Here is a 26,861-nt window from a genome sequence, read left to right as displayed (position 1 = left end):
AGTATTGTTATTCGGGAAGTTCGGGGCTTGACAATCGGGTCAAAGTTCCGTATTTTTCATGGTTAGAGTTTTTGGGAGAAAAGGCCAACGGGTTTGGCTGCCAAAAGAAGCAGATTCTCTCTGTGAATACCCATGCGGAAGAGGGGCAAGGTGCTTCAGCGCCTTGTCTCAGCACCTTCCCCCTTGGAACAAAGGGGAAGTAGAAAGGCGTTCTGCTTCAGCTTAAGGTCTGGTTTTCAGAATGAATTCAGCGAACAACAAGATGCCCGTTCTGACCACGCGTGAAAGGCAGATCCTCAGCGCCGTGGTTCAGCATTTCATCCTCACGGCTATGCCGGTGGGGTCGCGGCAGCTTGCCCGCAAACGAAACCTCGATCTTTCTCCCGCCACGATCCGCAATGTGATGGCCGATCTGGAGGAGATGGGGCTGCTGGTGCATCCGCACACGTCGGCAGGGAGAATCCCCTCCGATCTGGGATACCGGATCTACGTCAATGACCTGATGGACACCCGCGAATTATCCTCCGAGGAGCGGGAAGCCATCGAACGCGAGTTCGAGGGCGTGTCGCAGGAACTCGATGAGATTATGGCCGTCACGGCTCGTGTGCTGTCATCGTCATCCAAGCTGCTGTCCATTGCCATGATGCCCGCCCTCGATGAGGCCGTGCTCAATCGCATCGATCTGGTGCGCCTTTCCGAGAACAGGGTGCTGGTGGTCATCGCCCTCGAAAGTGGGCCGGTGCGCACGATCATGGTGGAACTCGAGCAGAGTGTTCCCGAAGAGCAACTCCGGCACATCAGCCGTTCGATGAACAACCGCCTGGCGGGCTTGACGCTCGATGAAGTGAAGGCGGAAATCGGCGAACGCTTTGCCAGCATGTCGGTCGGCCATCCGGGTTTGGTAAGGTTCTTTGTAGACTCTGCGGAAAAACTGTTCAACTTCGGCGAACACGAAGATCTGAAGATCAGTGGCCGGGCCGAAGTGCTGTCGCAACCGGAATTCTCCGATCCCCGCACCATGCGCGGTATCATCGAGCTGATCGAAGACAAGGATATTATCGTCCATCTTCTGCAAGGCTTGCAGGCCGAAAACCACGTGCTGATCACCATCGGCAGCGAAAATCCGGACATGCGGGCCAAGGATCTTTCCGTGCTGACCTCCAGTTACCGGGTGAAGACGATTTCCGGCAAGCTTGGCGTCATCGGCCCGACACGGATGGACTACTCGAAGATGAAGAGCATTGTAGAATTTACCGCCCACACCATCGGCCGCCACCTCAGCGGCGGATCCCAGGTGCGCTGAACCCGCAAAGGCGGGCGTAGGGGCCGATGGCATCGGCCCGCTTGAAATTCCCGCATCTGCACCCCGACCGAAACGCAAAGAATCAAAACCGACAAAACGATACCATGAGTACGGACGACAAGAATCAGACGCCGGAAGAGCAGAACACGCTCGACAACGGCGCGGCGGAATTGGAGGTCGCCAAAGCGGAGGCCGCCGACTGGCGCGACAAGTATCTGCGCAAGCTGGCGGAATTCGATAATTTCCGCAAACGGTCGCGGCAGGAACTCTCTTCCGTGCGGGATCTGGTCGGCGAAGAGCTGATCGTGAGCCTGCTTCCGGCGATCGATGACTTCGACCGCCTGCTGCAAAACCCGTCGATCTCCGAAGAGCAGTACCGCCGGGCCGTGGACATGATTTACGGCAAGCTGCGGTCTTACCTCGATGCCCGGGGCATCACCAAGTTCGAATGCGTCGGCCAGCCCTTCGACCCCGCCCTGCACGATGCCATGCTCATGCAGCCGACTCCCGACTTTCCGGCGGGCACCGTGCTGGCCGTAATGACGCCGGGATACAAACTCGGTGACCGCGTGATCCGCCACGCGCAGGTGATTGTTTCCGCCGAGCCCGCACTCACCGCCGGCGCCGATGACGGATCTTCGGGCGAGTCCTCGAACGGACAATAGACTACTCAGGGTCTCCGGGGATGCCCTGCGTCCCCGCACGACGTGTAACTTTCTCCACCTCAGACAATTCCAACAGGCAGATGGCAGACGAACCAAAGGCGGCGTGGCTGAACTGGCTCGCCATCACGACGATTATCTTTTCGGCGTGCGCAACTCTTTCCACCTTCAAAGGCGGTGGATATTCTACCAAATCGGTGCTGGCCCAGACCAGTGCTTCCAATCAGTGGGCATACTTCCAGTCCAAGAGCGTCAAGCAGCACACCTGTGAATTGCAGCGCGACGCCTTCGAAATGCAGCTTCTGCAAGTGTCCGATTCGGGCATTGCGCACACCTACCAGACACGGCTTGCCGATCTGCAAAAGGACATCGATCGCTACAACAAAGAGAAGAATCAGATCAGCGACAGTGCCAAGGCACTGGAGCAGGCTAAGGTTGACTTTCAGCAGCACAGCGGGCGCTTCGGCCTTGCCGTGGTCTATCTGCAGGTTGCCATTATGTTCTCCGCCCTCGCTGCCCTGATCAAGAAGAAATACGTGTGGGTGCTGGGCGTAGTGGTAGGCGCTTTTGGCCTGCTGAATTTTGTGAACGGCATCCTGGCGACAATGAAATAGGTTTCCGAATATACCCTACATGGCGAACAAGCGAGATTATTACGAAGTTTTGGGCGTGAACCGCGACGCGAGCGCCGACGACATCAAGAAGGCCTACCGCGCCCTGGCAATGCAGTACCACCCCGACCGCAACAAGGGGGATGCCGCTGCTGAGGAGAAGTTCAAAGAGGTGGGCGAAGCTTACGCCGTGCTCTCCGATCAACAGAAACGCGCCCAGTATGACCGCTTCGGACAGGCGGGCATGGGCATGGGTGCCGGCGCGGGCGCTCCCGGTGGCGGCGGTGGCTACGGCGGCTTCGAGTTCGACCTGTCGGATGCTCTGCGCCAGTTCATGGAAGGCGGCATGTTCGGCGGCGGCTTCGGCCAGCAGCGCGGCGGCGGCGGTCCGGCCCGCGTGCGCGGCACCGATCTTCAGGTGAAGCTCAACCTCAGCCTTGAGGAGATCGCCACCGGCGTGCAAAAGAAGCTGAAGGTCAAACGCTATCAGGCCTGCGCCGAGTGCGGCGGCAGCGGCGCCAGGAAGGGCACCCAGCGCAAAACCTGTCCCACCTGCCACGGCACCGGACAGGTGCGGCAGGTGTCCAACACGTTTCTCGGACAGTTTGTCAATATTCAGATCTGCCCTCAGTGCCATGGTGAAGGCAAAATCACTTCCGATCCCTGCCCCGTCTGCAAGGGCGACGGACGTGTGCGCGAAGAGACCGTCGTCACGGTGGACATCCCCGCAGGTGTCTCCGCCGGGCAATATCTGACGCTGCGTAACGAAGGCAATGCCGGACCGCACGGCGGGCCTTCGGGTGATCTTGTGGTGGTGATCGACGAACTGCCGCACGAATATTTCACGCGTGACGGCGACAACATCATCTACGTGCTGCCGCTCACCATTCCGCAGGCTATCCTTGGTGACGAGGTGGAAGTGCCGACCCTCACCGGGCGTGCCCGCTTGAAAATTGATCCGGGCACCGAGCCGGGCCGCATTCTGCGCATGCGCGGCAAAGGTCTGCCGTCGCTTAACGGCTACCGCGCCGGTGATGAACTGGTGGAAATCCGGCTGATGGTCCCCAAGCGGATGAACGCCCGCGAAAAAGAGATGATCAACGAACTGCGGAACTCGGACAATTTCCGCACGCCCACGGGCGAAAAGAGTTTCTTCAAACGTTCCCGGGAAACCTCAGGCACATGAGATGATCGGTAATTTCGGCTTCCGCCCGCGTACCATGCTCTGGTTGCTCGGCATCGCCTTCGCCGCGGGGCTGGGAACCCGTGTGGTGCAGGAGATCCGTCACAAACCCGTGCAGTATCCGCTGACGGTCGTCGAAAATGACGTCGCGGCGCAGGACCTGAAACGGCGCGCCGATTCCATCATGGCGGCGCGGTTCGCCGCGCAGAACGCGCCCATTGACATCAACACTGCCACCGCAACGGACTTCGAGCGGCTCGACGGCATCGGCCCGGTGCTCGCCGCGCGCATGGTGCAGTACCGCGAGCAGCACGGGCACTTTGCCTCGGTCGACCAACTCGATGATGTGCCCGGCATCGGTCCCAAACGCCTCGCCGCCATCCGCGACAAATGCATAGTGGGCACGGAAGAAAATCGAAAATAGGAAATGTGAAATAGAAAAGGAGTCCCCTGCGTTTCTGCTCTTTGCTTTTTGATTTTTGCTTTCTTTCCTATTTCCAATTTCTAATTTCAAATTTTCTTCGGAGGTGGCCCGTGGCTGTTCGACTTTCCTCCGGTTCCAAACGCAATAGTCATCACGGAGAGCTTCGCCCGACGGCGGCGCGCACGCTGCAATCGGTGTTCGGCATGCTCACCGATGAGATCGAAAATCGCCGCGTGCTCGATCTGTTTGCCGGAGTCGGCTCCTATGGAGTCATGGCCCTGCGGCAGGGAGCGGCGCAGGCGGTGTTCGTGGACAAATCCCACGAATCCGAAAAACGGATGATGCGCGTCATCGAGAAGTTCCACCTCGAAGACCGCGCCTTCATTTTTCGTGAAGATGTGTCCCATTTTCTCCATAAATCCGACCGCTGGATGGAGCCCTTCGACCTGATCTTCGCCGACCCTCCCTACTCGGACGTCCTGCCCGCGCGGGTGATCGAGGAAATTCTCGACGCCGGAATGCTGCTGCACGGCGGCGTGCTGGTCTTCGAACATTCCCGCCGCAACGCTCCGCCGGATATTCCGCCGCTGGTCCTGCGCAAATCGCGCATCTTCGGCGAAACCACCGTCAGCATCTGGGACATGCCATGAGCGCCGTCCTTGCCAAAGGTCTTCGCAAATCTTTCGGGAATGTGACCGCGCTGGGCGGCGTGGATCTGGACATTCAGAGCGGCGAATTCTACGGCCTGCTCGGACCCAACGGAGCGGGGAAGACCACGCTGCTGAGAATCCTCTCCGGTCTGCTTCAGCCGGACGATGGACAGTTGACCATCGCTTCCGCTCCCAACGGGATGCGCGCCATCGGCGTCGTCCCGCAGGAGATCGCGCTCTACGACGTGCTCACCGCGCGCCAGAATCTTGAAGTCTTCGGTTCGCTCTCCGGACTGCGCGGCGGCGCGCTGTCCTCGCGCATCCGCACGGTGCTGGACGCCGTGGGACTGGAGGACCGCGCGACCCACAAGGTCAAAACCTTTTCCGGCGGCATGAAACGGCGGCTGAACCTTGCCGTGGGGCTGCTGGCCGATCCGCCCATTCTGTTGCTCGATGAACCCACCGTCGGCGTGGACCCGCAATCGCGCGCCCGCATCTTCACGCTGCTGCATGATCTTCATGCCGCGGGCAAAACGCTGATCTATACCACGCACTACATGGAAGAGGCCGAACGCCTCTGCCGCCGCATCGGCATCATTGATCACGGTGCGCTGCTGGCCGAAGGCACCCTCAGCGAACTCCTGTCGCTGGTGAAGACGCCGCGGGTCGTGCGCGTGCACGGCGCCAAGGCGGCGCTGCCGCGGCTCGATTCCGTCACCAGCGTGGCGGAAGGAGACCATGTGGATTACATTCCACAGCGCACGCAGGATCTCGGTGACATCGTGACGCGCCTTCATGGCAGCAACGTCCCCTTCGACCGCCTCGAAATCACCGGACCGAATCTCGAAGCGCTCTTTCTGCAATTGACCGGAAAGGAGCTGCGCAATTGATCCGCCGTCTCTTCACTCTGGTCGGCAAGGACTTTCGCATTTTTGTTGCCGATCCTGTGGCCATGGGCCTCGGCTTCATCGTGCCCGCCGTCATGATCCTGGTCTTCGGTCTGGTCTTTGGCCGCTCGGGCGACGCCCTCAGCGAGATGACCGTGCTGGCCGTCAATGAAGATCAGGGCCCCGCGGGAAAACGGCTGCTGCGCGCACTCGATGATCTGGATGAAATCGAGATCGTGCAGAAAGCAAAGGCGGACTCGTCGCTGCTCGACAGCGTTTCGGCAAGGCAGCGGGTGGAGCGCGGTGCCAACAGCGTGGCCCTCATCGTCCCGCGCGACTTTTCCGATGGCCTGAAGAGCGGTCAGGTGCGCCTTAGCATGCTGCAGGACCCGCGTGATCCCTTGGCATCGGGCATCGTCTCCGGCCTGTTGCAGCGGCAGGTCTTCTCCGCCTTTCCCGGTCTCATGCCCATAAGCATGATGAATCAGTCCGCGTTCGGCGCGGATTCCCTGATCCAGAAGAGCTTCAACGGCGACATTCGCCGCGCCATCGAGAAAAATTTCGGCTTCACGTTTCCCGATACGCTCGATGTCGGCAAGATGTTCCCCGAGCAGATGGTGCTCGGCAGCGATCCGGACTCGAGCAAAAAGGCCGATACCTCGGGCTTCAGCTTCGACAAGGCCTTAAGCGGCATGTTCAAGATCAAAAATGAAGCCGTCGTCGGCCAGAACATCGTCAATCCCGGCATTGCCCAGAGCGTCGCCGGCCCCGCCGTTATGTTTCTGCTGTTTGCCGTCGGTGCCATCGCTGCGTCGCTGCTGCGCGAAATGCGCGACGGCACGGCCAGCCGCCTGCGCGTCACCGGCGTCTCGCCCGGCGAGATGCTCTTCTCCAAATACCTTTACGCGGTGCTGCTGGGCAGCACGCAGCTCGCCGTCATGATGGTCTATGGCCGTCTCATTTTCGGGCTGAACGTCATGGCGCATCCGCTGGCGCTGCTGCTGATGATTGTCGTTACCGCCCTCGCCACCAGCAGCCTCGGTCTGATCATCGCCGCCTTCAGCCGCACCGAAGAACAGGCCAGCGGCCTTCAGGTGACGATTATTCTGGCCATGTCGGCCATCGGCGGGGCCATGATCCCCAGCTTCCTCATGCCGCAGGCCATTCGCAATCTGGCGGTCATCACGCCGGTGCATTGGGCCATGCAGGGCTTTCTGAATATCTTCTGGCGCGACCACGGCCTCGGCGGCATTCTCACCGAGTGCGGAATGCTGCTGGGCATGGCCGCGCTGCTCGTAACGGTTTCCGTCGTTGTGTTCTACAAGCGGTTGCAAACAGAACTGAGTTAACGGCAAGGCAACTTACTGAGGGAAAGAACATGGACAAGAGAATTTTGGCGCTGGACGGCGTGAACTTCGTGGGGATGCTGCTCGTCGTGCTGGGGCTGGTGCAGTGCGTGGCCGCGCCGCTGTTCACGATGGAAAACACCCTGAAGCAGCTCTACCCCGAAAACAAAAACGAAGTGCTGTACATGGTGCTGGCCACTGGGGTGGCGGTGGCCTTTGCCGGAACACTCCTCATGTCGGCCTCCAAAGATATGCGCCGCATGCAGTGGTGGGCGTGGCGGCTGGGCTGGCGCGTCACGTGGTTTCTGGTGATCCTCGGCGTCGGCGCCATGGTCGCCATGTGGCAGAATCCGTTCTCCGAAATTCTGATCGTCCTCGACGTCATTCTGCTCCTGCTCCTCAGCAAAGCCAAAGAAATTCTCCGCCCCGACCCCAACAAGGAATGGCCGAAGTAGTTGCAGAAAACGTGAGATAGCAAGGGCTGCTGTAGCGCCGCACGGCTGTGCGCTCTTCACTTTCTTCCTGAAGCACATACACAACCCGGACGAAACGCAACGATACCGATTTTCTTTCGATACCCCCAAATAGCAATTTCAACCCCCATTTTCCTATGGCAAAACATTCAATCGCATGGCTTCCCGGCGACGGCGTCGGCGTCGAAGTAATGGAAGCGGCACGCATTTGTTTAGACGCACTTGAATTCGACGCGGAATACACCCACGGCGACATCGGCTGGGAATTCTGGAAGAGCGAAGGCAATGCCCTTCCCGACCGCACGCTGAAAATCCTCTCCCAGACCGAATGCGCGCTGTTCGGCGCCATCACCTCCAAGCCCCGCGACGAAGCCAACGCCGAACTCGACCCGTCCCTGCGCGGCAAGGGCTATGACTATTTTTCGCCCATCGTCCGCCTCCGCCAGGAACTTAACCTGCACACCAATATCCGGCCCACCAAGGCCTATCCGGGCAACCCGCTGAACTACAAAGAAGGCATCGACATCGTCGTCTTCCGCGAGAATACCGAAGGCATGTACGGCGGCGTGGAGTTCCATCCTCTGCCGCAAAGCGTCTTCGATGCCATTTCCGCCGCCAACAAGAAGATGAAGAAGTTCGGTGACTACGGCCTCGATAATCTGGCGGTGACGCTCCGTATCATGTCCCGTCAGGGCTGCCGCAGTATCACCAAGGAAGCCTTCAAGTTCGCCAAGCGTCACGGCCGCCGCAGCGTCACCGTCTGCGACAAGCCCAACGTGCTGCGCGAGACCGGCGGCCTGATGGTCCGCACCGCGCGCGAAGTCGCCAAGGAATACCCCAGCATCCCGCTGTACGAAACCAACATCGACGCGCAGTGCATGTGGCTGGTCAAGAATCCCTTCGACTACGATATCATCGTGGCGGAAAATATGTTCGGTGATATTCTCTCCGATCTGTGCGCGCAGCTCGTCGGCGGCCTCGGCTTTGCGGCCGCGGGCAACATCGGCGACACCTACGCCGTGTTCGAACCGACCCACGGCAGCGCGCCGAAATATACCGGCATGTACAAGGTCAACCCCATTGCCACGTTCCTCGCCGCCAAGATGATGCTGGACTGGCTGGGCGAGACCGAAAAGGCCGTGCGGCTGGAAAACGCCATCGCCGCGGTGATCGCCGACGGCAAGGTCCGCACCTATGACATGGGCGGCAAGTCCACCACCATCGAAATGGCCAACGCCGTTGTAGAGAAACTCAAAGCGCGCGTCGCGGTTGCCTGATGACTATGCCTGATTCTCCGCCACGCGGTGCTCTGACGCACCGCGTGGCGGTGGGTGCCTATCTCTTTCGAGGCGAGCGGATTCTGCTCCTCCTGCGGGCGAATCCGCCGCTCACATTTGCCCCTCCCGGAGGCAAATTGAATGTCGCCGAGGACCCCGAAGAAGGTCTGCGCCGCGAAGTGCGCGAAGAGACCGGACTCGACATCGAGATCCTTGGTGTGGCCCACACATGGTTCGGCGCTATTCTTGATCACCTGCCGCCGATGTTAGGGATCGATTATATCGCCGAGTGCGCTTCCGGTGACGTGACCATCAGCGACGAGCACCACGAGTTCGTGTGGGCAACCCGCGAGCAGGTTGCCGCAGGCACTCTCAAGATGCTCGACGAAAAAAAATACGGCTACGCCCCGGAGTATATTCTGCAGGCCTTTGACCTGTACGAGCGGCTGAAAAAATGAAATTCCTCAATCGCCTCATTCTGGCGCTACAACGCTCGGATGACCTGCAGGGGCAGTTGATGACCTTTCTGCGGAGCCCCGGCGAGGAGTTTCCGATGCTGAGCGGCAAGACGCTCTCCCGCGAGGAAGCCCGCGCGCTTGTTCAGGAATTGATACCGGCGCGGATCGAAATGCGCGGCGTGTGCGGACGTTCGCTGGCTGTAGTGGCGGCGGCACCGCATGTCAGCTTTGACAACTGGTCGGAGTACTTCTGCAACCGCGTGGCCCAGCGCTACCGTCTCGGCTGGGTGGTCGCAAAAAATTACCGGGATCAGGATCCGCATACCATACCTGCGGCCATTGGGCGGCACATTCACGTCAACCGTCCCACCGAATCGGCCGGACCGGGGCGCATCGAGCGAACCACCGAGCGCGCGCAGGACATTCACCGCCTGTATGTGCAGGCGCTGGCCGAAGCCTCCGGACGTGGCGCACTGCCGCTGGATCTGCTGATCGAGTTTCATGCTCACCACCGCACGCCATACCTTGAGGTGGCAACTCAAGGCGTGGAACGGGAACTGGCCGAGCAGATTGCCGGTTGGTATGCGGGAATGCGCGGCAAATTGCCGATGCTTCCGGAGATGGCCATTGAACCGCTGCATGCCATCCGCATGACGGCGGAAAACACAAAGCAGACCGGTTCACTGCGGTCCGACGTGACGCGGCGTGCGCTGCACATCGAGATTCCGCGCGGTTCGCGGCGCAGCGACATGGGCCGGCGCGCAATGTGCAAGGCCCTGTTTAAGGTGACGGAAGAACTTCTGAAGACCCTTTCTGCGAAAGCCGCTGCGTGATCGCTCCGCCGCTGATCTGGGCATTGCCCTTCGTGCTGATTCTGCTGAGCATTGCGGTCTTTCCGCTGCTCGCCCCGGACTGGTGGGGCAAGCGGTATCCGTGGGTGATTCTGCCGCTGGGCCTGCTGGTGGTCGTGTATTACACGGCGTTCTTCGGACACGGCGAGCGCATGGTCGAGACCGCGCACGATTACGTCGCATTCATCGTCCTCATCGGGTCGCTGTTCATCGTGGCGGGCGGAATCCATGTCGGCATGTATGGTGAACTGACGCCGAAACAGAATGTACTTTTGCTGGCCGTCGGCGCGGCGCTGGCCAACATCATAGGAACCACCGGCGCGTCGATGGTGCTGATAAGGCCCTATCTGCGCGGCAACCGGTGGCGGTTCGCGCCGTTCCACGCCGTGTTCTTCATCTTCATCATCGCCAATTGCGGCGGCGCGCTCACGCCCATCGGCGATCCCCCGCTGTTTCTCGGGTATCTGAAGGGTGTGCCCTTCTTCTGGGTGATTCAGCACCTCTGGTACAGGTGGCTGGTTGCTATCGGACTTTTGCTGGCCATGTTCTTCTGGCTCGACAACCGCCATTACCACAGACAATCGCTGGGCGAGCAGGAGATGGCCGCCGCGCCGGATGTGTTCACGCTGGAAGGCAAACGCAACCTCTTCTTCCTCGCGCTGATTCTTGCGGCGGTGCTGGTGGGCGCCTTTCTGCCGGAGAATCTGGTGTGGATCCGCGAACTGATCATGGTCACTGCTGCCGTTGGCTCATATCTCAGTACGCCGCGCGCGATTCACCGGAAAAACGGCTTCACCTTTCACCCGATCCGCGAAGTGGCTATCTTGTTCGCGGGGATTTTCGCGGCTATGGTCCCGGCCCTCGACTGGCTGGCTTCCAATGCGTCACTCTTGGGACTGACCACCCCCGGCGGGTTCTACTGGGCCACTGGCGCCACCTCCTCCGTGCTGGACAACGCGCCATCCTATCTGAATTTTCTGGCGGCGGCCATGGGTCTCGAAGGGCTGTCGGTCAATGACAAGCTGCACGTCCTGCAGTGGATCGAAACCCACAGCCACATGCTGCGTGCCATCAGTATCTCTGCCGTGTTCTTCGGCGCGGCCACCTATATCGGCAACGGGCCGAACTTTATGGTGAAGTCCATCTGCGACCATGCGGGCGCAAAGACTCCGGGCTTTGTCGAGTACATTTACAAGTACTCGCTGCCGTTTCTGCTTCCTGTGTTGATCATCACCTATTTTCTGGTACGGTGACGTAGTGATCCGTTTGTGCTGCATAGTCCTGCTCTGCACGGCGCTGCTCCTGGGCGGCTGCGGTCTGTTCTCCACGCGTCCTGCCGAAACGCCGGACACGGGACGGCACACCTGGACCACGCCGGTCAATCCGCAGGACGTGCTGACCAACATGCGCTCGGCGCTGTTTGAGCATGACCAGAACAACTATCTGCTGTCTTTCGATCCCGACCACTTCCAGTTCGTCGCCGATCCCGTCACCGTGGCAAGTTTTCCGGCGATGGGCCACTGGGACTACGAGGCCGAATCCCACCACGCCACTCAGCTTTTCAATCCCGGCACGCTGCCCGCCGACAGCATAATCATTGTGGTGTTCAGTTCTCTGGTCACGCCGCAGCCGCTGGGCGACAGCGCAGAGGTGATCGCACGCTATGACCTCACCGCCGGCGTGGCCCTCACCAACGTGCCGCATCACGTGACAGGCACCGCCGATTTCTGGTTCCGCAAGGGCCGGGCGAATTACTGGCAAATCTACCGCTGGCAGGACACACGCACACAGGACGCCGCCACATGGAGCGATTTCAAGTCGCAATTGCCCTGAGTCTCACGCTGCTGATGCTGCTCGCGGGAGGCTGCGCGAATCCCTTCGCCCCGGCGCTCAGCGGCAACTCCGAGTCGCTGTGGACCGACGCGTCGACCGTCGGCGGTCTGCTGAAGAATTTCTCCACGGCCTATCAGCTCGGCGATTCGCTGCAATATGCGGATCTGCTCGATGAGCAGTTCCAGTTTCAATATTACGATCCGAACCTGCAGCGCACGGACGGCTGGTACCGCGACACGGATCTGCGCGCCACTTCGCGCATGTTTCGCAGTTTCCACGACGTCTCGCTGATCTGGGGCGGTCTCACTCCCGCCGACGAGGCGATCTCCGCGCCGGACAGCATGATTGAAATCCGCGTGCAGTATCAGTTGATTCTTGATGAGCTATCGCCGCTGCTGGGCTTTGCCCGTTTTACGGTGTTCAAACCGCGCGGAGGAAAATTCCGAATTGTCCTCTGGCGCGACGACTTCTGATTTCTTTCCCCATTCCGGTATCCACACTATGCCAACGTACGAATATCGCTGCGAGAAGGGTCACGTGTTCGAAGAGTTCCAGAGCATTCTCGCCGATCCGATTCAGGTCTGTCCCGTTTGCGGCGCCCATGCCGAACGCATTATCTCCGGAGGCACCGGGCTGATTTTCAAAGGCTCCGGATTTTACATTACGGATTATGCCCACAAGAACAGCGCGGGCGGGCGCAATCCGAAGTCGCTGAAATCGTACGACTCCGAGATGGCGGCGGACTCTAAGGCGTCGTCCGACAGCGCGTCTCCCGCGCCCGCGGCGGAAACCAAGACGGAGAGCACTCCGGCGGTGAAGACAGATGAGAAGAAGAGTAAACCGGAAGGCTGATCGTGCGACTATTTGACCGCTATGCCAAATTGCGCGACGCCGTACAGACCGGCACCGTGCACACGGGACAAAAGGAAATCCTCACCTTTTTGAAGGGCCGCCTTGGCAAAGAAGATTTGCCCGATGTGGTGGTGGAGCCTGCCAATGATGAGGAATTGCGCGCGGTATTCGAGTACGCCGCGTCCAAAGAGATGAAGGTGGCGGTGGCTTCGGGGCTGCGCCCGGTGGAGGTGCGGGACTTGAAAGGGCAGACGCTTGTGCTGACCACGCGCATGATGGGCACGCCGGCATTCTCGGCGTCGCGCAGCAGTGTGCGCGTCAATGGCGGGTTGCCGCTCGAGGCCTTGGCGATTGACCTGACGCGCGCCGGGCAGCGCTGGGTGCCGCTGATGCCGGTTCCCGCGCGGACGTCGGTGGGGGAGATGCTGGCGACGGGATGGGAAGGGCTGCGCAACTGGCGGGACGGCGGAGTGCTGTCGCACATCAGCGCGGTGGAGTGGATGGGCACGGACGGTGTGGTGCACCGCACGGGGCCTGCCGTGGCCACGGCGGCGGCGCTGGATGTGTCGGGGTTTCTGTTCGGATCACGCGGGACCGCGGGGGTGATTACCGCGCTGGAATTGAATGTGCAGCCCGCGCCGCAATCGCGCGCGTCGGGTCTGTTCGAACTGCCTTCCGCGCGGGCGGCGGTGGAGGTGATGGCCGCGCTGCGGGAGTTTGAGCCGCTGGCCGAGACGGTGATTTACTGGGGCGAAGCGGCGACGGATGTGCTGCGCAAGGGCAATGACGGCACGGTGTCGGACAAGGCGGCGGTGCTGATTTCGGCGGAGTGGCGGGATGAGATCCGCTGGCCGGATGCCTGGCGCGCGTTCGGCAGGCCGTTTTTCGATGATCTGGCGATTGACGCGCTGTGGCAGGATCTATTCCGCTTCTCACGCACGGCGGCGAGGCTGTACCCCGAGCGCACGACCGCGAGATTGCGCGTCCCCGCGCCATCGGTGCCGGAACTCGAAGAGGCGGTCAAGGAACTGGGCCGCGATTTCAATTTCCCGGTTGCGCTGTGGGGCACGGTGGAAGCGGGCCATATGAACGTGTGGATCTTGCAGCCCGATGCCGAGCCGCGCACAACGGTCCGCGCTGAAGAACTGCTGAAGAAGATCATCGAGGTGGCGGTCACGCTGGGCGGCTGCTGCGCGGCGGGCAACTTGCTTCCCTTCGATATCCGCAATGGCCGCACGTCCATCACCCGCACACTCCGGGAGCAGTTCCTGAAGAAGTGCGACCCCGCAGGCGTGGTGGTGCCGCTGTGCAAGTAAGGATGAAGGCGGAAGGATGAAGGATGAAGGGAAGACGCTTCCTTCAGCCGCAGGGGCAACGGCCTTGTGTAAATGTCTTCTTAACGGAAAATATATTTGTGACCAAACGAACTGTCTTACCTTAGGGAAATGCTGAAATTCTGAAAGACTGAAACGCTGAAAAAGTGCGTTTTTTGTGAGCATTTGGGCGCGGTGTCATAGTGTGGAATGTGTGCGTGTTTTGAGGTGATGGTGCGAAGAGAAATGCGCACGCTGTAACGGGAATTGGCAGGGATAAGATACGATGGCGGACAGGGGGAACGCAAGGGGGAGCGGCGCGAAGGTGCTATGTGCCGGTTGCGGAAGATCATAGCCTGCGGCGCATCACAAGGGAACTTGCGTGTGCATTGTAAGATAGCCGTTTGTGAGTTTCGGTGCATGGCACATGGGTGCATGAGGCGGGGAGGCATGATGGGCCTCGGCTGATGCGAAAGGGAATTCGCAGTGCATTAGTGGGTAGGGGCTGATTGCATTGCCCCTTGCAAGCATGCCGAGCTGGGTTGAGCCGAATTAGATGGTGACCGAACCACGAACACAACCCGGTCTTATGAAGGGCAACGCCGAACGGATTTGTGACTCCAAAACCCCGCCGCGTTTGCGGGAACGGTAATGAAGCACTGTGGGAACTTGGTATCCAACGGAGGTCCAGTGAGAGCAGAAGGTAGGAGGCCGAGGCGAGTTTTGACATCCATCGTCGCGGCGAGTGTTGTGCTGTTGCTGTGGCTGCTTGCCGGTTGTGCATCGCCGCAAGAAAAGGCGCAGAAGCTGTTCGGGGAAGGGAAGTATCAGGAAGTGGTGGCACAGTATCCCGACACTCCGGCTGCCGAGCAGGCGAGGCAGAAGCTGGCCGAGAAGTTGTACAACGAAGGGAAGTTCGAGGACCTGATCAAGACCTACGGTCAGACGCCGCTGGCGCTCAAGGCCAAGGCTCAACTCGATGAGCAGGCGGCAAAGAAGCTGTTCGACGTAAAGGATTACGAGGCGGTTCTGAAGCAATACCCGAACTCGTCGCTCGCCGGCATCGCCCGTGATTCTCTGGCCCAAAAACTCTACGGCGATATGTACTCCAACCCGGAAGGCTGGGAGAAGGTGCAAGCGCAATATCCGAACATCAATGATCCGAACCCCAGGGCCACCGTCGCCAAGGAAGAATTGGAGCGGATCATGCACTTGTCGAAGAAGGAGAAGATGGCGGCGCTCGAAACGTTCGTCCAGAATCCTAAGGTCCAGAAGACACTGGCTGACGCCAAGGCCCGCAAAGAACTGGCGAAGATGAAGGCGGGAAAGTAGAGCGAAATCCATTCAGGCCGCACGGCGGACTTCTGGTCGAAGACTCCTGTGAGGTTTGGGATTCCGTTCCGAAGACGGAACGGAATGACAAGGATTGGTAGCGGGTTGGCGGGGATCCGTTTTTCGCCCACCCCCGGAGGGTGTGGAGTAGTGTCGTTAGGGGGGCAAGGCGATGAAGAGGCGACCGGGAGGCCGCCGGAAGTAAACGGTGGGAGGTCGCGCCATAGGGGGACAGCCGACCGCCGTATCTACGACTGAACCGGGTTGGTACGGACAACTACCTGCTATCTACTCTGCGCGGCAGAGTCAGATAAGAACTTCGATAACCCTCAAATACGCTGAGGTCAGCACATGGTCAAGGTCATCTCCGTAAGTGTCATGGCGCTTTTTGTTGCGGCTCTCCTGTCCACATCTTGCAAGAAAGATGACAGTGATAACAGTAATGAGGAACCGCTGCCGGCAGGGTTACAGTACGTGTACAACGACACCCTGTATATCATACCGGATTCGGCTGTTGCGTATGCCGGCCCGCGTGACACGCCGAATCATTTAGATGTGCATGCCTACCTGTATGCAGAGTATCTTATTGCCTCAGATTCGATTCGAAATGGGGGACGACAGGTCTTTCATGGCGAGTTTGCTCAGTATCGATTGTTACCCTGGAACGAACGGTACATGCATTTGCCTGCGCCGTTCACCCACGATGTGATGACAGACACCCTTGCGAGCTACTACTTCATGATTGGCCATTTCTCCTCACAGTTTGGTTGGGGCTGGCAGGATACCTACAACGGCGGAAGCAATCCGTGGGCTCAGGCGGGAAGCGCGGATTGGACGCAGCCTGCTGCGGGTTTGGCAGCCGATAATGTGAACACTATCGCATTTGATGGTGAATCAACTATGATGAGCCGTTACCGCGCGATGATTACCAAACGGCCAAGGTAGACCATCTATCAGGCGACGCAGTCTGGTCCTCAGGCCGCAAGACGGGAAGTACGGCCTTGAGGGTAAAGCGCCTTAGGAATTCTATTTTTCGCCCACACCCGGAGGGTGTGGAGTAGTAATAGTTAGGCGGGCCGGTCTTAGACCGGCCCCTACATCCGGCGGCGCACTGCTGTGAGCCCCTACGATCGTGTCCACGACATATGCATGGCGGGCGAGGCAATTGGCCCCTACACGGAGGGTAATCATGGCGGCTACTGAGCTTGTTCTTGATCCAAAGACCACGGCACTGGTGGTGATTGATTTGCAGAAGGGGATTGCCAGCCGGACGACGGCGCCGCATGCGGCGGAGACGGTGGTGAAGAATTGCGCGCGGTTGGCCGATGAATTTCGCAAGCGGGGCGGGACGGTGGTGCTGGTGCATGTGGTCTTCTCCGGGGACTACGGCGACAGGCTGGTGCCGCTCTCGGACATGCCGCAGACCATTCCCGCGGTGCTGCCGCCGGATTGGAGTGACTTTGTTCCGGAGATCAAACCGCGCAAGGGTGATCTGGTCATCATTAAGCGGCAGTGGGGCGCGTTTTACGGAACCGATCTGGATCTGCAACTGCGGCGGCGGGGGATTGTCACCGTGGTGCTGGGCGGCATTGCGACGAACATGGGTGTGGAGTCTACGGGACGCAGCGCCTTCGAGCATGGCTATCAGCAGATTTATGTCGAAGACGGCATGGCCTCCTTCAGCGCGGAAATGCACACGTTTGCGATTCAGAATATTTTTCCGAGGATCGGACGGGTGCGGAGTGCGGAAGAGGTTTTGGCGGGGTTGGCGGGGTAGGAAGATGCATCCCTTAGTTCCCTCGTGAGCGCAACCCCCTTGCCCCCGCTGAAGCGGAGGGAATGTGAGGAAGATTCGGGAACGGGTATGTTTCGGCCGGGTTGTGTTTGTGGGTGCGGCCAGTGCGTGATCCGGCTCAACCCGGCTCGGCAGGGGTGGGATGCAGTCGGGACGACACATTGGGGCGAAGAGAAAGCCCGCTCCTTGCGGAACGGGCTTTCGAAACGAACGATCTTTGAAAGCGACTACGCCGGGACGGCGGCCGACTTCTTGGCGACGATGGCCTTGAGATCTTCGAAGGTGATGGACTTGGGACGTTCAATGGGCTCGCCCCACGCGCGGCTCATCACGAGCTGGGCACACATGCCGAGCGCGCGGGAGACGCCGAACATCACGGTGTAATACTGCGCCTGCGTCACGCCGTAGCTGTGAATCAAGCTGCCCGACATGGCATCCACGTTTGGCCATGGATCTTTGATCTTCTGGATGGTTTGCAGGATCTTCGGCACGACGTCGTAGACCTGGCAGGCCAGCTTGAAGACCGGCGAATTCGGAATGTGCTTCTCGCCGAAGGCGCGGAAGGCCACAAACCGGGGATCGGTGATGCGCAGCACGGCATGGCCGTAGCCCGGGATCACGCGACCGGCGCCGAGAGTTTCGCGCGCGAACTTGTCGAGTTCTTCATCCGACGGATTGCCGCCGAACTGCTTCAGAGTGGCTTCGAGCCACGCGAGGCATTCCTGATTGGCCAGACCATGCAGCGGGCCGGCCAGACCGTTGAGACCGGCGCTGATGGCATAGTACGGATCGGACAGCGCGGACGCGACGCAATGCGAGGTGTGCGCGGAGACGTTGCCGCCTTCATGATCACTGTGCAGCACCATGTACAGACGCATAAGGTCCGCAAAGCTGCCGTCGGGATCCTTGGTGCCCATCATGTACGCGTAGTTGCCGGCCCAATCCAGATCGGCATTCGGCTCGATACGCGGACCGAGATCATACTTCCAGCGATAGACTGCCGCGCCGATGGTGCCGATGCGGGCGATAATGTCGAGGGAATCTTCGAGCGCGGCTTCCCAGTATACGTCCTTCTTCATGCCTTCGTCGTAGCGCTTGCGGAAAATCGAATCGCGCTCCATCGCAAGAATCAGGGTGTTGAACACGGCCATCGGATGGCTGTCCTTGGGGAAGGCATCCAGCATCTTCCACACATAGCCGGGGACCTTGTTACGCTTGGCAAGATCCGCCTGCAGGTCCTTGACTTCGGCCTTCGTCGGCAGATCGCCGGTCAGCAGCAGCCAGAGGGTTTCTTCGGGCGATTTTTCCACGAGATCCATGAGGGGGATGCCGCGGATAATGAGGCCCTTGTCCGGCGGTACCAGAGAGGTATCGCAAAGCAGACCCAGAACTCCGCGTTGACCGCCGAGCAGGGCACCGACCGAGACTTGAGAAATGACAACGTCGCCGTTCGCTTTCTGAAAGTCTTTCAACGCATTTCTGTACTCGGGCACAGTGGTGCGCAGTTTTTCAACAAGCAGTGACATGACTATCATCCTTTTGAATTTCTTTAAATTGCAGAGTGATCTGCACCGCCCACGGGTGTAATTTCCAGTGGACAACTTTGTTCAGAATATCGCATTTTGGGCTGACAAAGTCAACTCAATTGCGTAAATTGATAATCGATGAGCCGTTCCCCTACCGTTTTACTGCTTGAGCAGCTCGACCTCTTCGCTGTTCCCCCTCCTCCCCCGCCGCCTTCTGCCGAGCCTGTGGTGCGCCCTCGCGGCCCCCGCCACCAGCCGCAAGGTGATGTTTATGATATGGAAAAGTTCTTCACTGTGATCAATCGCACGGCATTCCGGAACGGTATCGCACCGTGTGTGCTGCGCTGGTCACGGAATCGCTGGCGGGTGACACTGGGGTTGTGCGATGTCAAACGGCGTGTGATCACGCTGAACTGTGCGCTGGACGACGCCCGCGTTCCGGATATGGTGATTGCACAAGTCATGCATCATGAGATGCTGCATCTGCTGTATGGCTTCTCCGAGGCGAAGAACGGCACGCGGCGTTTCCACACTCCGGAATTCCGTCGCTCGGAGAAGGCTTTCCCCGGTTATGCCGACGTGGACACGTGGCTGGGACAGAATTGGCCGATGAGAGGCCGTCCGGCAAAAAAACAGAAAACCACGGACAGTCAGTTTCTGAAATACCTTGAGCTGATGTGCCCTTGAAGAAAAGGCTGAAAGGCTGAAAGAATACCGGGCGTAGGGGAGGGTTAAGGTCTTCCGCAACCCTCCCGTCTTGGCGATTGCCGGGATCATAACGGGCGGGTTGCGCGTGAGGCATTCTCTGAGGTGTGGCATCTTCTGCTTAACCCGCCCCTACACGGGGTGTACACGCAGGGATCACAACGGGCGGGTTGCGCATGTTGCATTCTCTAACATGTAGCATCTGTCCGCTTAACCCGCCCCTACAAGATTTTGCGGTGGATGGCGCAGCCACATTCATCAGTCGCGGTCGTAGAGAGCTGGATCGCGGGGGATGTCGAAGGTTTCGCCACGGTGGCCGTTGAGGGTTACTCGCGCTGTGAAGGGAATGGAGCGGTCAATCGAAAGGGAAACCGAGCAGTATTTGGTGAGCGAGAGCACAAGTGCGCGGCGGACGAGTTCTTCGGTGATCTCATCTCCAGTTATACGCGCGTGGAAGCAAAGAGATTTCGCGATTTTGGGAGGGTGATCCGCCCGCGTGACTTCGACATCGAGTTCGTAAAGTGTAAAGTCCTTGCGGCTTTTTTTCAGAATGTCCACGACGTCAATCGAGACGCAGCCGCCGCAGGCGATGATGAAAAGTTGAAAAGGATCATTGGCGCCGCCTCCGCCTCCACTGGCAACGCCGGTGTCGAAGGCTACCCAATGATTGGAATCGGATTTGGCCACGAAGGCGTGACCGTCAACGTGTCTGATGCATACTTTCAAGGGAACCTCAATCTGGTTTCCTGTGTACTACAGTGGGAAAATACGGAGTAGAGTTTTGAAGAGCTACGCTTTGCTGATGGCGATTCTGCTGGCCGCCTGCGCGGCGGTATTCGCCCAGGAAGGGCCGCCTGTACCTGTGAAGGCCGTGTGGAACCAGTCGGGAATTTCCGCCGGCGGCAGCGCCGTGCTGGCGGTGGTGTTTGACGTGCCCAAGGGGCATCACATTACCGACGTGGATAACGGCCTGTTTCTTGTTGAGACCCATGACACGCTGGGGCTGACCTTCGATAGCGCGCAGTTTCCGGCGGGGACCAAATACAAAGGCGACCGGGTTTATCAGGGCAAGGTGGTAGTGCGGGTGCCGGTGAAAGCGGCCGGCGACGCCAAAGCGGGGCAGTATGCGTGGCCGATTCACATCGGTTACCAGATGTGCCAGGAGTTCGGGCAGGAGGTATGCTTCCTGCCGATGGACCGGGACCTGGAGGTGACGGCGACGATTGTGCCGCAGGGCACCGCGGTCACGGCGGCGAATGCAGATGTGTTCTCGCCGCAGGCGGCTCCGGCAGAAGATACCGGCGGAACGACTCTGGAAGCGCGGCTGATTGCGGCGCTGAACAAGGGATCGTGGCTGGCGTTTCTGCTGGTGTTTGTCGGTGGAATTCTGGCGAGCTTTACGCCGTGCGTCTATCCGGTGATTCCGATTACCATCGGCTACATCGGCGGGGCGAGCCGGGGCAAATTGCACGGCCTGTGGCTGTCGTTTATCTATGTGCTGGGCATTGCGGTGATCTACAGTTCACTGGGGCTGATCTCCGCGGCGACGGGCACGCTGTTCGGTTCGATTTCGGGTTCGCCGATTGTGACCTTTACGGTGGCGGCGATCTTTGCGATCATGGGTGTCAGCATGCTGGGCGCGTTTGAAATCGCGCTGCCGTCCTCATTGCAGTCGAAGATGCAGGGGGGAGGCCCCAAGCGCGGACTGTTCGCGCCGCTGGTGCTGGGCATGGTGTCGGGACTGGTGATGGCGCCGTGCGTCGGCCCGGTGATTGTGGCGCTGTTGGCGTGGGTTTCGCGCAACGGCAATCTGCTGTTCGGCTGGTCGCTGCTGTTCGTATTCTCGCTGGGATTGGGCGTGCTGTTTTTGGTGATCGGCACGTTTTCCGGAGCGATTCAGGCGCTGCCGAAGGCCGGCGCGTGGATGGACAATGTGAAGAAGGGTTTCGGCTGGATCATGTTGTTCGGCGCACTGTACATGCTGCGCCTGGCGATTCCCGAGCCCTTCAAGACCGGCGCGTGGGCGGTGCTGTTGATTACGATGTCGGTGTTTGTCGGCGCGTTCGATTCGCTTGGGGAGTATCCCAGCGGAGCGCGGCGGCTGGGCAAAGCGGTGGCGCTGATGGTGTTTCTGGTCGGCGCGATTTTCCTCTTCAAGGCGATAGGTCCCGCCGGAAACATGGCGGCGGTGGCCGATAAGCAGGAAGTGGCGTGGCTGGTGAACAGGGAGCCGGAAGCGTGGACGACGGCGAAGGATCAGAGCAAGCCGCTGCTGGTGGACGTTTACGCCGACTGGTGCGTGGCCTGCAAAGAGCTGGACGAAAAGACCTACGTGGTGCCCAACGTGATTCAGCGCACGGGCAGTTTTGTGCGGCTCAAACTGGACTTTACCAAGCAGAACGCATGGGTGGAAGATATGAAGAAGAAATATAAGATCACCGGCATGCCGACGGTGATGTTGTTCAGTCCGTCCGGCGAGGAAATCACGCGGTTTACCGGGTTCAAGTCAGCGGACGACTTTGTGGCCCTGCTCGATCAGCACAATCTGTAACTCATCTTCGCAAGGAGCGATAACGCATGTCTCATTTGATGGAAATTAATGACGCGGATTTTGAAGAGAAGATTCTCCGCGCGGATAAACTGGCGGTACTGGATTTCGGAGCCGAGTGGTGCGCCCCCTGCAAAAAGGTGGAGGCCATGCTTGCGGAGCTGGCCCCCAAATGGCAGGACAAGGTGGTGATCGGAACGCTGGATATTTCGGCCAGTCCCGAAGTGCCGCGCCGCTACGGCGTGCTCAATATTCCGCAGGTGCTGTTCTTCAAGAACGGCCAGCTTGTGGAGACGGTGACCGGCGTTCTGCCGCGCGCCAAGTTCGAGGAGAAACTGAAGAACCACTCTGCATAACAGGATCCGGAGCGGGCACGGCATGCCGTGCCCCTACGACGGACCCGTGATCGCGAATCCTTGCGTCTATTTCTTCGTCGTTTTCTTAGGTGTTTTGGTGGCTGCCGCGGCTTTGGTCGCGGCAGCTTTTTTTGGTGCGCGCTTGGGCGGGGCGGCGGGCTCTGCGACGGGAGTCTCGGCGGCCACCGGGGCCGGAGCCTCTTCGGTTCCGCTGAGGGCCTCCAGCTTCGTCTTCAGGTCCTCGAGCTTGTCTTCGAGGCGTTTGCGTTCGCGCTCGCTGGTGCGGGCAATCTGTCCGGCATGGCCGGCACCCAGCCACTGGCCGAGTCCCGCGTTATGTTTCGTGGCCTGCAGTTCCTTTTCGACGTGGAGGATCTTGAGCTTCAGATCCCGAGCTTTATGCGCAGTAGCGTCATCCATGACTCTTCTCCTTGCGTGTTAGGTTCGCCATCGGGGGCAGCATCTCGCGGGGAGGCCTGATCCCGGTTGCATCACAAAAAAATGTCAGTAACGGCTGCGGCGCAGAAGGAGCATCCTCAATGCGGATGGCCTGCTCCAGCCGGCGCAGCCCCTCGCCGGCGTCAATCGCCTTTGACCAGCAGACCGTGGCAATGAGATCGCCGGCGGCCACCGGGTCGCCCTGCTGCCGTTCGAAAACTACGCCGGCGCTGTGGTCCACCGGATCGGTGGCCTTGCGCCGCCCCGCTCCCAAATCCACCAGCGCAAAACCCACATCGCGGGCCGCGACGCGGGAGATAAATCCGTCGCGCGGAGCGCGAATTTCACAGCGATGGGCCGGCGTCCACTGCAGGTGGTAAGACTCAATGGCTTCCGCATTCGATCCCTGCGCGGCGGCGATTTCCTTGAACTTCTCGAATCCCGCACCGCTGGCCAGAGTGTGGTCAAACAGCGCCGCCGCATCGGTCATAGTGGCGGATTCCCCGCCGAGCCAGAGCATGGCCGCGCCGAGAGCCCGGCAGAGATCGAGCAGCCGCTTGTCCCCTTCACCGCTGCGCAGAATCTGGAGGCACTCGATAATCTCCGGGGCATTGCCCGCGGCTTTGCCGAGGGGCTGCTCCATGCCGGTGCCGAAAACGACCGTGCGGACACCTTCGGCAGCAGACCAGCGTACCAGCATCTGTGCCAGTTCACGCGCTTCCTCTTCGCTGCGCAGAAAGCCGCCGTCGCCGACCTTAACGTCCATCACCAGCGCATTGGTACCCTCGGCGATCTTCTTGGAGAGAATACTGGCGGCGATGAGCGGCGGAATGGACACCGTAGAGGTCACGTCGCGCAGCGCGTAGAGCTTGCGGTCGGCAGGCACCAGTTCGGCGGTCTGCGCGCCGAAGGCACAACCGGTCTCGCGCAGGACCTTCTCGAATTCGCACTCACTAAGGCCGACGCGGAAACCGGGGATGCTCTCCAGTTTGTCAAGCGTGCCGCCGGTGTGCCCCAGGGCCCGTCCGGAGATCATCGGCACATGCACGCCCGCCGCGGCGACCACGGGCGCGACGATGAGCGAGGTCTTGTCGCCGACACCGCCGGTGGAGTGCTTGTCCACCTTGATTCCGGGTACGGACGACAGATTGAGCCGCTTGCCGGAATCGATCATCGCCTTCAGGAAACAGCGGCCTTCATCTTCCGTCAATCCCTGAAAGTAGATGGCCATGAGCAGCGCGGACATCTGGTAGTCCGGCACGTCGCCGTGGGTGAAGCCTTCCATCAGCGCGGAGATTTCCTGACAAGCCAGCGTGCCGCCGCCCTGCTTTTTTGCAATCAGTTCGACAACCAGCACGCTATTTTTTCCTCTCCGGGATGCGCATCCCGTCGGGAATCGTGGAATCCTTTTCGATGATCACAATCCCGTCGCGTACCGCGTAGCCCGCGCCGTCGATGTCCGGGCAATCGTCGCCCGGGTCAATGGTCACGCCATAGCCGATGCGCGCGTTTTTGTCCACGATGGCGCGGCGGATCATGGTATCGCCGCCGATGCCTACGTCGGGCCGGTGCAATTCACGGTTCTCTTCCAGCATATCGGGAGTTTCGAAATAGTCCGCGCCGACCATGACCGTGTCGGAAATGTTGACGCCGCTCTTGAACATGCCGCGCGTTCCGAGAATACTGTGGTCCACGGTAATGGCGTCACCCTGTACGCCGGAGCAGATCAGGCTCTGGTTGATGCGGCTGTTGCCGAGACGGGCTCCGGGAAGGAAACGCGCGCGGGTGAACAGGCGCATCTGGGGATCGAACAGCTCAAAGCGGGGAGAGTGATCGGTGAGCGCGAGGTTCGCTTCATAGAACGTGCCGATCGTTCCGATGTCTTCCCAATAGCCGGAAAACGGATAGGCGTATACCCGGTGCTGCCGGATGGCATTGGGGATGACGTCCCTGCCGAAGTCCGGGCCCACATCCTGATGGACAATATCTTTCATCGCATCATAGCGAAGAGCGTAGATGCCCATGGAGGCCATGAACACCGGACCATGTCCCGGCAGATTCTTGTCGCCGTTGAACAGCCCGGGGGCGAGATCCCAGCCTTTCACCAGATCGAGGGACTTGGGCTTTTCGCAGAAGTCCGTCACGCGTCCTTCGGAATTCATGCGCAAGATGCCGAACCGGCCGATTTCCGAGGCGCGCACGGGCAACGCGGCGATAGTGATGTCGGCCCTTTGCTGACGGTGCAGCGCCACCATCACGCGGTAATCCATGCGGTAGATGTGATCGCCGGAGAGGATCAGCACATCATCCGACTGGGTGGGACGGATGTGGCGCAGATTTTTGCGCACGGCATCCGCCGTCCCCTGATACCAATCCATGTTTTCGGGAGTCTGCTCGGCGGCGAGAATCGTCACAAAGCCTTCGCGGAAAGCGTCGAAATTGTAGGTGAGGGCAATGTGGCGATTGAGGGAAGCCGAGTTGAACTGGGTGACGACAAAGATGCGATAGACATCCGAGTTCAGGCAATTGGACACCGGAATGTCAATCAGGCGATACATCCCACCGAACGGCACAGCCGGTTTGGAGCGATGTTTGGTTAGCGGATGCAGACGCGTGCCGCGCCCGCCGCCGAGAATTACGGCAACGGTTCTTTCCATGTTCGTTAATCCAGTTGCGGTTTCAAACTTCCGTTCACGACATCTCTTCAAGTTTATGCAGGACCGTCTCTGCCAGCGATTGGGCTTCCTTCTCATCGGGCGCTTCGGCAAAGACGCGCACGATGGGCTCGGTATTGGAGGCGCGCACCTGCACCCAGGATTGCGGCAGAGTCCACTTGAGCCCGTCCAGATGATCGGCATCGCCGAGCGAGACTTTTGATTCGACGGTTTGAAGGGCGCGGCGCAGTTGCTGAACGTCGTCGAAGGCCAGACGCCGCTTGACCAGATGGTAGCGGGGAAGGGAGGCGAAATATCCCGACGCCGTCTGGCCGGACTCGAGCAGCGCCTCAAGGATCAGAGCGATACCGACTGCGGTGTCGCGCGCGGCATGAATGGCGGGAAACATGACGCCGCCGTTGCCTTCGCCGCCGATGACCGCGCCGATCTCCTTCATCTTTCGCGCCACGTGCGCTTCGCCGACCTTGGTGCGGGTAACCGATACACCATAGCGTGCGGCAATATCTTCGATGGCACGGGTGGTGGAGCAGTTGGCGACGACCGGGCCGCGCTGATACCGCAGCACGATATCCGATGCGGCAACGACGGTGAGTTCCTCGCCGGCGGGCTGGCCATTCTCGAGGATCACGACGAGGCGGTCCGCGTCGGGGTCCACCACAAAGCCAATATCCACCTGCGCGGCTTTCATCGCGGTGCAGACGTCGCCCAAGTGTTCGGGCACCGGTTCGGGATTGCGCGGAAAGATACCCGTGGGGGCCAGATGGAAGCCGACGACCTCGCATCCCAATTCTTCAAGGAGTGTTTTGAGCAGCATGCCGCCGGCGCCGTTGACGGCATCGAGCCCGACCTTGAAGCGGCGGGCTTGCAGTTCGGCGCGGCGGAGAAAGGGGATGGCGAGCACGGCGTCCACGTGGCGATAGAAGGCGAGGTCATCCTTCTCGAATGAACCCACTTCCACCACCGTGACGGAGAACTGAGCATCGGATTCCACCATGGCGCGCAGCTTGTTGCCGTCGGCCTCATCGAGGAAGATTCCATCCGGACCGTAGAACTTGAAGGCGTTCCACTCGAGAGGATTGTGGCTGGCGGTAATGGCGATGCCGCCGCGCGCATGATGATGCTCGACCGCAAGGCCGATGGTGGGCGTGGGGACGATGCCGACATCGATGACGCGGGCGCCCGACCCGGACAGACCGGCGAAGGCCGCCGCGCGCATCATCCATTTGGAGATGCGGCTGTCACCGCCCACGACCACCGGGCCGGGTTTACAGAGGCCGCCGAAAGCTTCCGCCCAGCGCAGCGCGACTTGCGGAGTCATGGATTTGCCGATCACGCCCCGGACGCCCGAGACGGAGATCATAAG

The 26,861-nt window shown here is 60.0% G+C and carries 29 protein-coding genes; 23 read left to right on the top strand and 6 right to left on the bottom strand.

Annotation, left to right across the window (positions count from 1 at the left end):
* Positions 1-241: 241 nt before the first annotated feature.
* The 20 genes from hrcA (at position 242) to VGL38_05765 (ending at position 17,232) form a co-directional block, all read left to right on the top strand.
* Positions 242-1,303, top strand: a complete 1,062-nt coding sequence (gene hrcA / locus VGL38_05860) for a heat-inducible transcriptional repressor HrcA (protein HEY3294941.1) — start codon at positions 242-244, stop codon at positions 1,301-1,303.
* Between the two features lie 104 nt (positions 1,304-1,407).
* Positions 1,408-1,968, top strand: a complete 561-nt coding sequence (locus VGL38_05855) for a nucleotide exchange factor GrpE (protein HEY3294940.1) — start codon at positions 1,408-1,410, stop codon at positions 1,966-1,968.
* An 80-nt stretch (positions 1,969-2,048) separates the two neighbouring features.
* Entirely contained in the window at positions 2,049-2,579 is a 531-nt protein-coding gene (locus VGL38_05850) for a DUF4337 domain-containing protein (GenBank protein ID HEY3294939.1), read from the top strand.
* 19 nt (positions 2,580-2,598) lie between these two features.
* Complete coding sequence (gene dnaJ / locus VGL38_05845; GenBank protein HEY3294938.1) at positions 2,599-3,762, top strand: molecular chaperone DnaJ; 1,164 nt, start codon at positions 2,599-2,601, stop codon at positions 3,760-3,762.
* Position 3,763: 1 nt separating this feature from the next.
* Complete coding sequence (locus tag VGL38_05840; GenBank protein ID HEY3294937.1) at positions 3,764-4,183, top strand: helix-hairpin-helix domain-containing protein; 420 nt, start codon at positions 3,764-3,766, stop codon at positions 4,181-4,183.
* A 110-nt stretch (positions 4,184-4,293) separates the two neighbouring features.
* Positions 4,294-4,833, top strand: coding sequence for an RsmD family RNA methyltransferase (locus tag VGL38_05835; protein ID HEY3294936.1), 540 nt, complete (start codon positions 4,294-4,296; stop codon positions 4,831-4,833).
* A complete protein-coding gene (locus tag VGL38_05830) occupies positions 4,830-5,723 on the top strand; it encodes an ABC transporter ATP-binding protein (GenBank protein ID HEY3294935.1) in 894 nt (297 codons plus the stop codon). Before VGL38_05835 ends, VGL38_05830 begins: the two co-directional genes overlap by 4 nt.
* On the top strand, positions 5,720-7,069 hold the full coding sequence (locus tag VGL38_05825) for an ABC transporter permease (GenBank protein ID HEY3294934.1): 1,350 nt from the start codon (positions 5,720-5,722) through the stop codon (positions 7,067-7,069). The genes VGL38_05830 and VGL38_05825 overlap by 4 nt, the downstream gene beginning before the upstream one ends.
* Before the next feature lie 29 nt (positions 7,070-7,098).
* On the top strand, positions 7,099-7,521 hold the full coding sequence (locus VGL38_05820) for a hypothetical protein (GenBank protein HEY3294933.1): 423 nt from the start codon (positions 7,099-7,101) through the stop codon (positions 7,519-7,521).
* 155 nt (positions 7,522-7,676) lie between these two features.
* The gene (locus tag VGL38_05815; GenBank protein ID HEY3294932.1) at positions 7,677-8,816 is read left to right on the top strand and encodes an isocitrate/isopropylmalate dehydrogenase family protein; all 1,140 of its coding nucleotides are present in this window, start codon (positions 7,677-7,679) and stop codon (positions 8,814-8,816) included.
* Between the two features lie 5 nt (positions 8,817-8,821).
* Positions 8,822-9,274 carry an NUDIX domain-containing protein gene (locus tag VGL38_05810; GenBank protein HEY3294931.1) on the top strand — a complete coding sequence of 151 codons (453 nt, stop codon included), beginning with the start codon at positions 8,822-8,824 and terminating at the stop codon, positions 9,272-9,274.
* Positions 9,271-10,107, top strand: coding sequence for a hypothetical protein (locus tag VGL38_05805; protein ID HEY3294930.1), 837 nt, complete (start codon positions 9,271-9,273; stop codon positions 10,105-10,107). The genes VGL38_05810 and VGL38_05805 overlap by 4 nt, the downstream gene beginning before the upstream one ends.
* Positions 10,104-11,378 carry a sodium:proton antiporter gene (locus tag VGL38_05800; GenBank protein HEY3294929.1) on the top strand — a complete coding sequence of 425 codons (1,275 nt, stop codon included), beginning with the start codon at positions 10,104-10,106 and terminating at the stop codon, positions 11,376-11,378. The genes VGL38_05805 and VGL38_05800 overlap by 4 nt, the downstream gene beginning before the upstream one ends.
* Before the next feature lie 4 nt (positions 11,379-11,382).
* Complete coding sequence (locus tag VGL38_05795; GenBank protein ID HEY3294928.1) at positions 11,383-11,958, top strand: hypothetical protein; 576 nt, start codon at positions 11,383-11,385, stop codon at positions 11,956-11,958.
* Complete coding sequence (locus VGL38_05790; protein HEY3294927.1) at positions 11,928-12,431, top strand: hypothetical protein; 504 nt, start codon at positions 11,928-11,930, stop codon at positions 12,429-12,431. The genes VGL38_05795 and VGL38_05790 overlap by 31 nt, the downstream gene beginning before the upstream one ends.
* Positions 12,432-12,459: 28 nt before the next feature.
* Positions 12,460-12,810 carry a zinc ribbon domain-containing protein gene (locus VGL38_05785; protein HEY3294926.1) on the top strand — a complete coding sequence of 117 codons (351 nt, stop codon included), beginning with the start codon at positions 12,460-12,462 and terminating at the stop codon, positions 12,808-12,810.
* A gap of 2 nt (positions 12,811-12,812) precedes the next feature.
* The gene (locus VGL38_05780; GenBank protein ID HEY3294925.1) at positions 12,813-14,126 is read left to right on the top strand and encodes an FAD-binding oxidoreductase; all 1,314 of its coding nucleotides are present in this window, start codon (positions 12,813-12,815) and stop codon (positions 14,124-14,126) included.
* A 720-nt stretch (positions 14,127-14,846) separates the two neighbouring features.
* Positions 14,847-15,455: a hypothetical protein gene (locus VGL38_05775; GenBank protein ID HEY3294924.1), complete on the top strand. Its 609-nt coding sequence runs from the start codon at positions 14,847-14,849 to the stop codon at positions 15,453-15,455.
* A 351-nt stretch (positions 15,456-15,806) separates the two neighbouring features.
* Entirely contained in the window at positions 15,807-16,400 is a 594-nt protein-coding gene (locus tag VGL38_05770; GenBank protein ID HEY3294923.1) for a hypothetical protein, read from the top strand.
* A 244-nt stretch (positions 16,401-16,644) separates the two neighbouring features.
* Positions 16,645-17,232: a hydrolase gene (locus VGL38_05765; protein ID HEY3294922.1), complete on the top strand. Its 588-nt coding sequence runs from the start codon at positions 16,645-16,647 to the stop codon at positions 17,230-17,232.
* A 245-nt stretch (positions 17,233-17,477) separates the two neighbouring features.
* Here VGL38_05765 and VGL38_05760 read toward each other — a convergent pair whose 3' ends face one another.
* A complete protein-coding gene (locus VGL38_05760; GenBank protein HEY3294921.1) occupies positions 17,478-18,776 on the bottom strand; it encodes a citrate (Si)-synthase in 1,299 nt (432 codons plus the stop codon).
* Positions 18,777-18,914: 138 nt separating this feature from the next.
* Between VGL38_05760 and VGL38_05755 the strand changes: the two genes are divergently transcribed.
* On the top strand, positions 18,915-19,463 hold the full coding sequence (locus VGL38_05755) for a SprT-like domain-containing protein (protein ID HEY3294920.1): 549 nt from the start codon (positions 18,915-18,917) through the stop codon (positions 19,461-19,463).
* A gap of 276 nt (positions 19,464-19,739) precedes the next feature.
* Here the strand turns inward: VGL38_05755 and VGL38_05750 are convergent, their stop codons facing one another.
* Positions 19,740-20,207: an OsmC family protein gene (locus tag VGL38_05750; GenBank protein ID HEY3294919.1), complete on the bottom strand. Its 468-nt coding sequence runs from the start codon at positions 20,205-20,207 to the stop codon at positions 19,740-19,742.
* A gap of 55 nt (positions 20,208-20,262) precedes the next feature.
* Here VGL38_05750 and VGL38_05745 point away from each other — a divergent pair, with 55 nt between their 5' ends.
* Positions 20,263-22,032, top strand: a complete 1,770-nt coding sequence (locus VGL38_05745) for a cytochrome c biogenesis protein CcdA (protein ID HEY3294918.1) — start codon at positions 20,263-20,265, stop codon at positions 22,030-22,032.
* A gap of 26 nt (positions 22,033-22,058) precedes the next feature.
* Positions 22,059-22,385: a thioredoxin domain-containing protein gene (locus VGL38_05740; protein HEY3294917.1), complete on the top strand. Its 327-nt coding sequence runs from the start codon at positions 22,059-22,061 to the stop codon at positions 22,383-22,385.
* A 66-nt stretch (positions 22,386-22,451) separates the two neighbouring features.
* Here the strand turns inward: VGL38_05740 and VGL38_05735 are convergent, their stop codons facing one another.
* Genes VGL38_05735 through glmM form a run of 4 tightly spaced genes read right to left on the bottom strand, consistent with a single transcriptional unit; the run spans position 22,452 to position 26,858 of the window.
* A complete protein-coding gene (locus VGL38_05735; GenBank protein HEY3294916.1) occupies positions 22,452-22,805 on the bottom strand; it encodes a hypothetical protein in 354 nt (117 codons plus the stop codon).
* Positions 22,798-24,180 (bottom strand): thymidine phosphorylase, encoded by a 1,383-nt coding sequence (locus VGL38_05730; protein ID HEY3294915.1) that lies wholly within the window; start codon positions 24,178-24,180, stop codon positions 22,798-22,800. Before VGL38_05730 ends, VGL38_05735 begins: the two co-directional genes overlap by 8 nt.
* A 1-nt stretch (position 24,181) precedes the next feature.
* The gene (locus tag VGL38_05725) at positions 24,182-25,480 is read right to left on the bottom strand and encodes a glucose-1-phosphate adenylyltransferase (GenBank protein HEY3294914.1); all 1,299 of its coding nucleotides are present in this window, start codon (positions 25,478-25,480) and stop codon (positions 24,182-24,184) included.
* Positions 25,481-25,514: 34 nt separating this feature from the next.
* Positions 25,515-26,858, bottom strand: a complete 1,344-nt coding sequence (glmM, locus tag VGL38_05720; GenBank protein ID HEY3294913.1) for a phosphoglucosamine mutase — start codon at positions 26,856-26,858, stop codon at positions 25,515-25,517.
* Positions 26,859-26,861 lie beyond the last annotated feature (3 nt).

Source organism: bacterium (assembly GCA_036504735.1).
In the GTDB taxonomy this organism is placed as follows: Bacteria; Electryoneota; RPQS01; order RPQS01; family RPQS01; genus DASXUQ01.
This window is presented reverse-complemented; position numbering and strand designations above follow the sequence as displayed.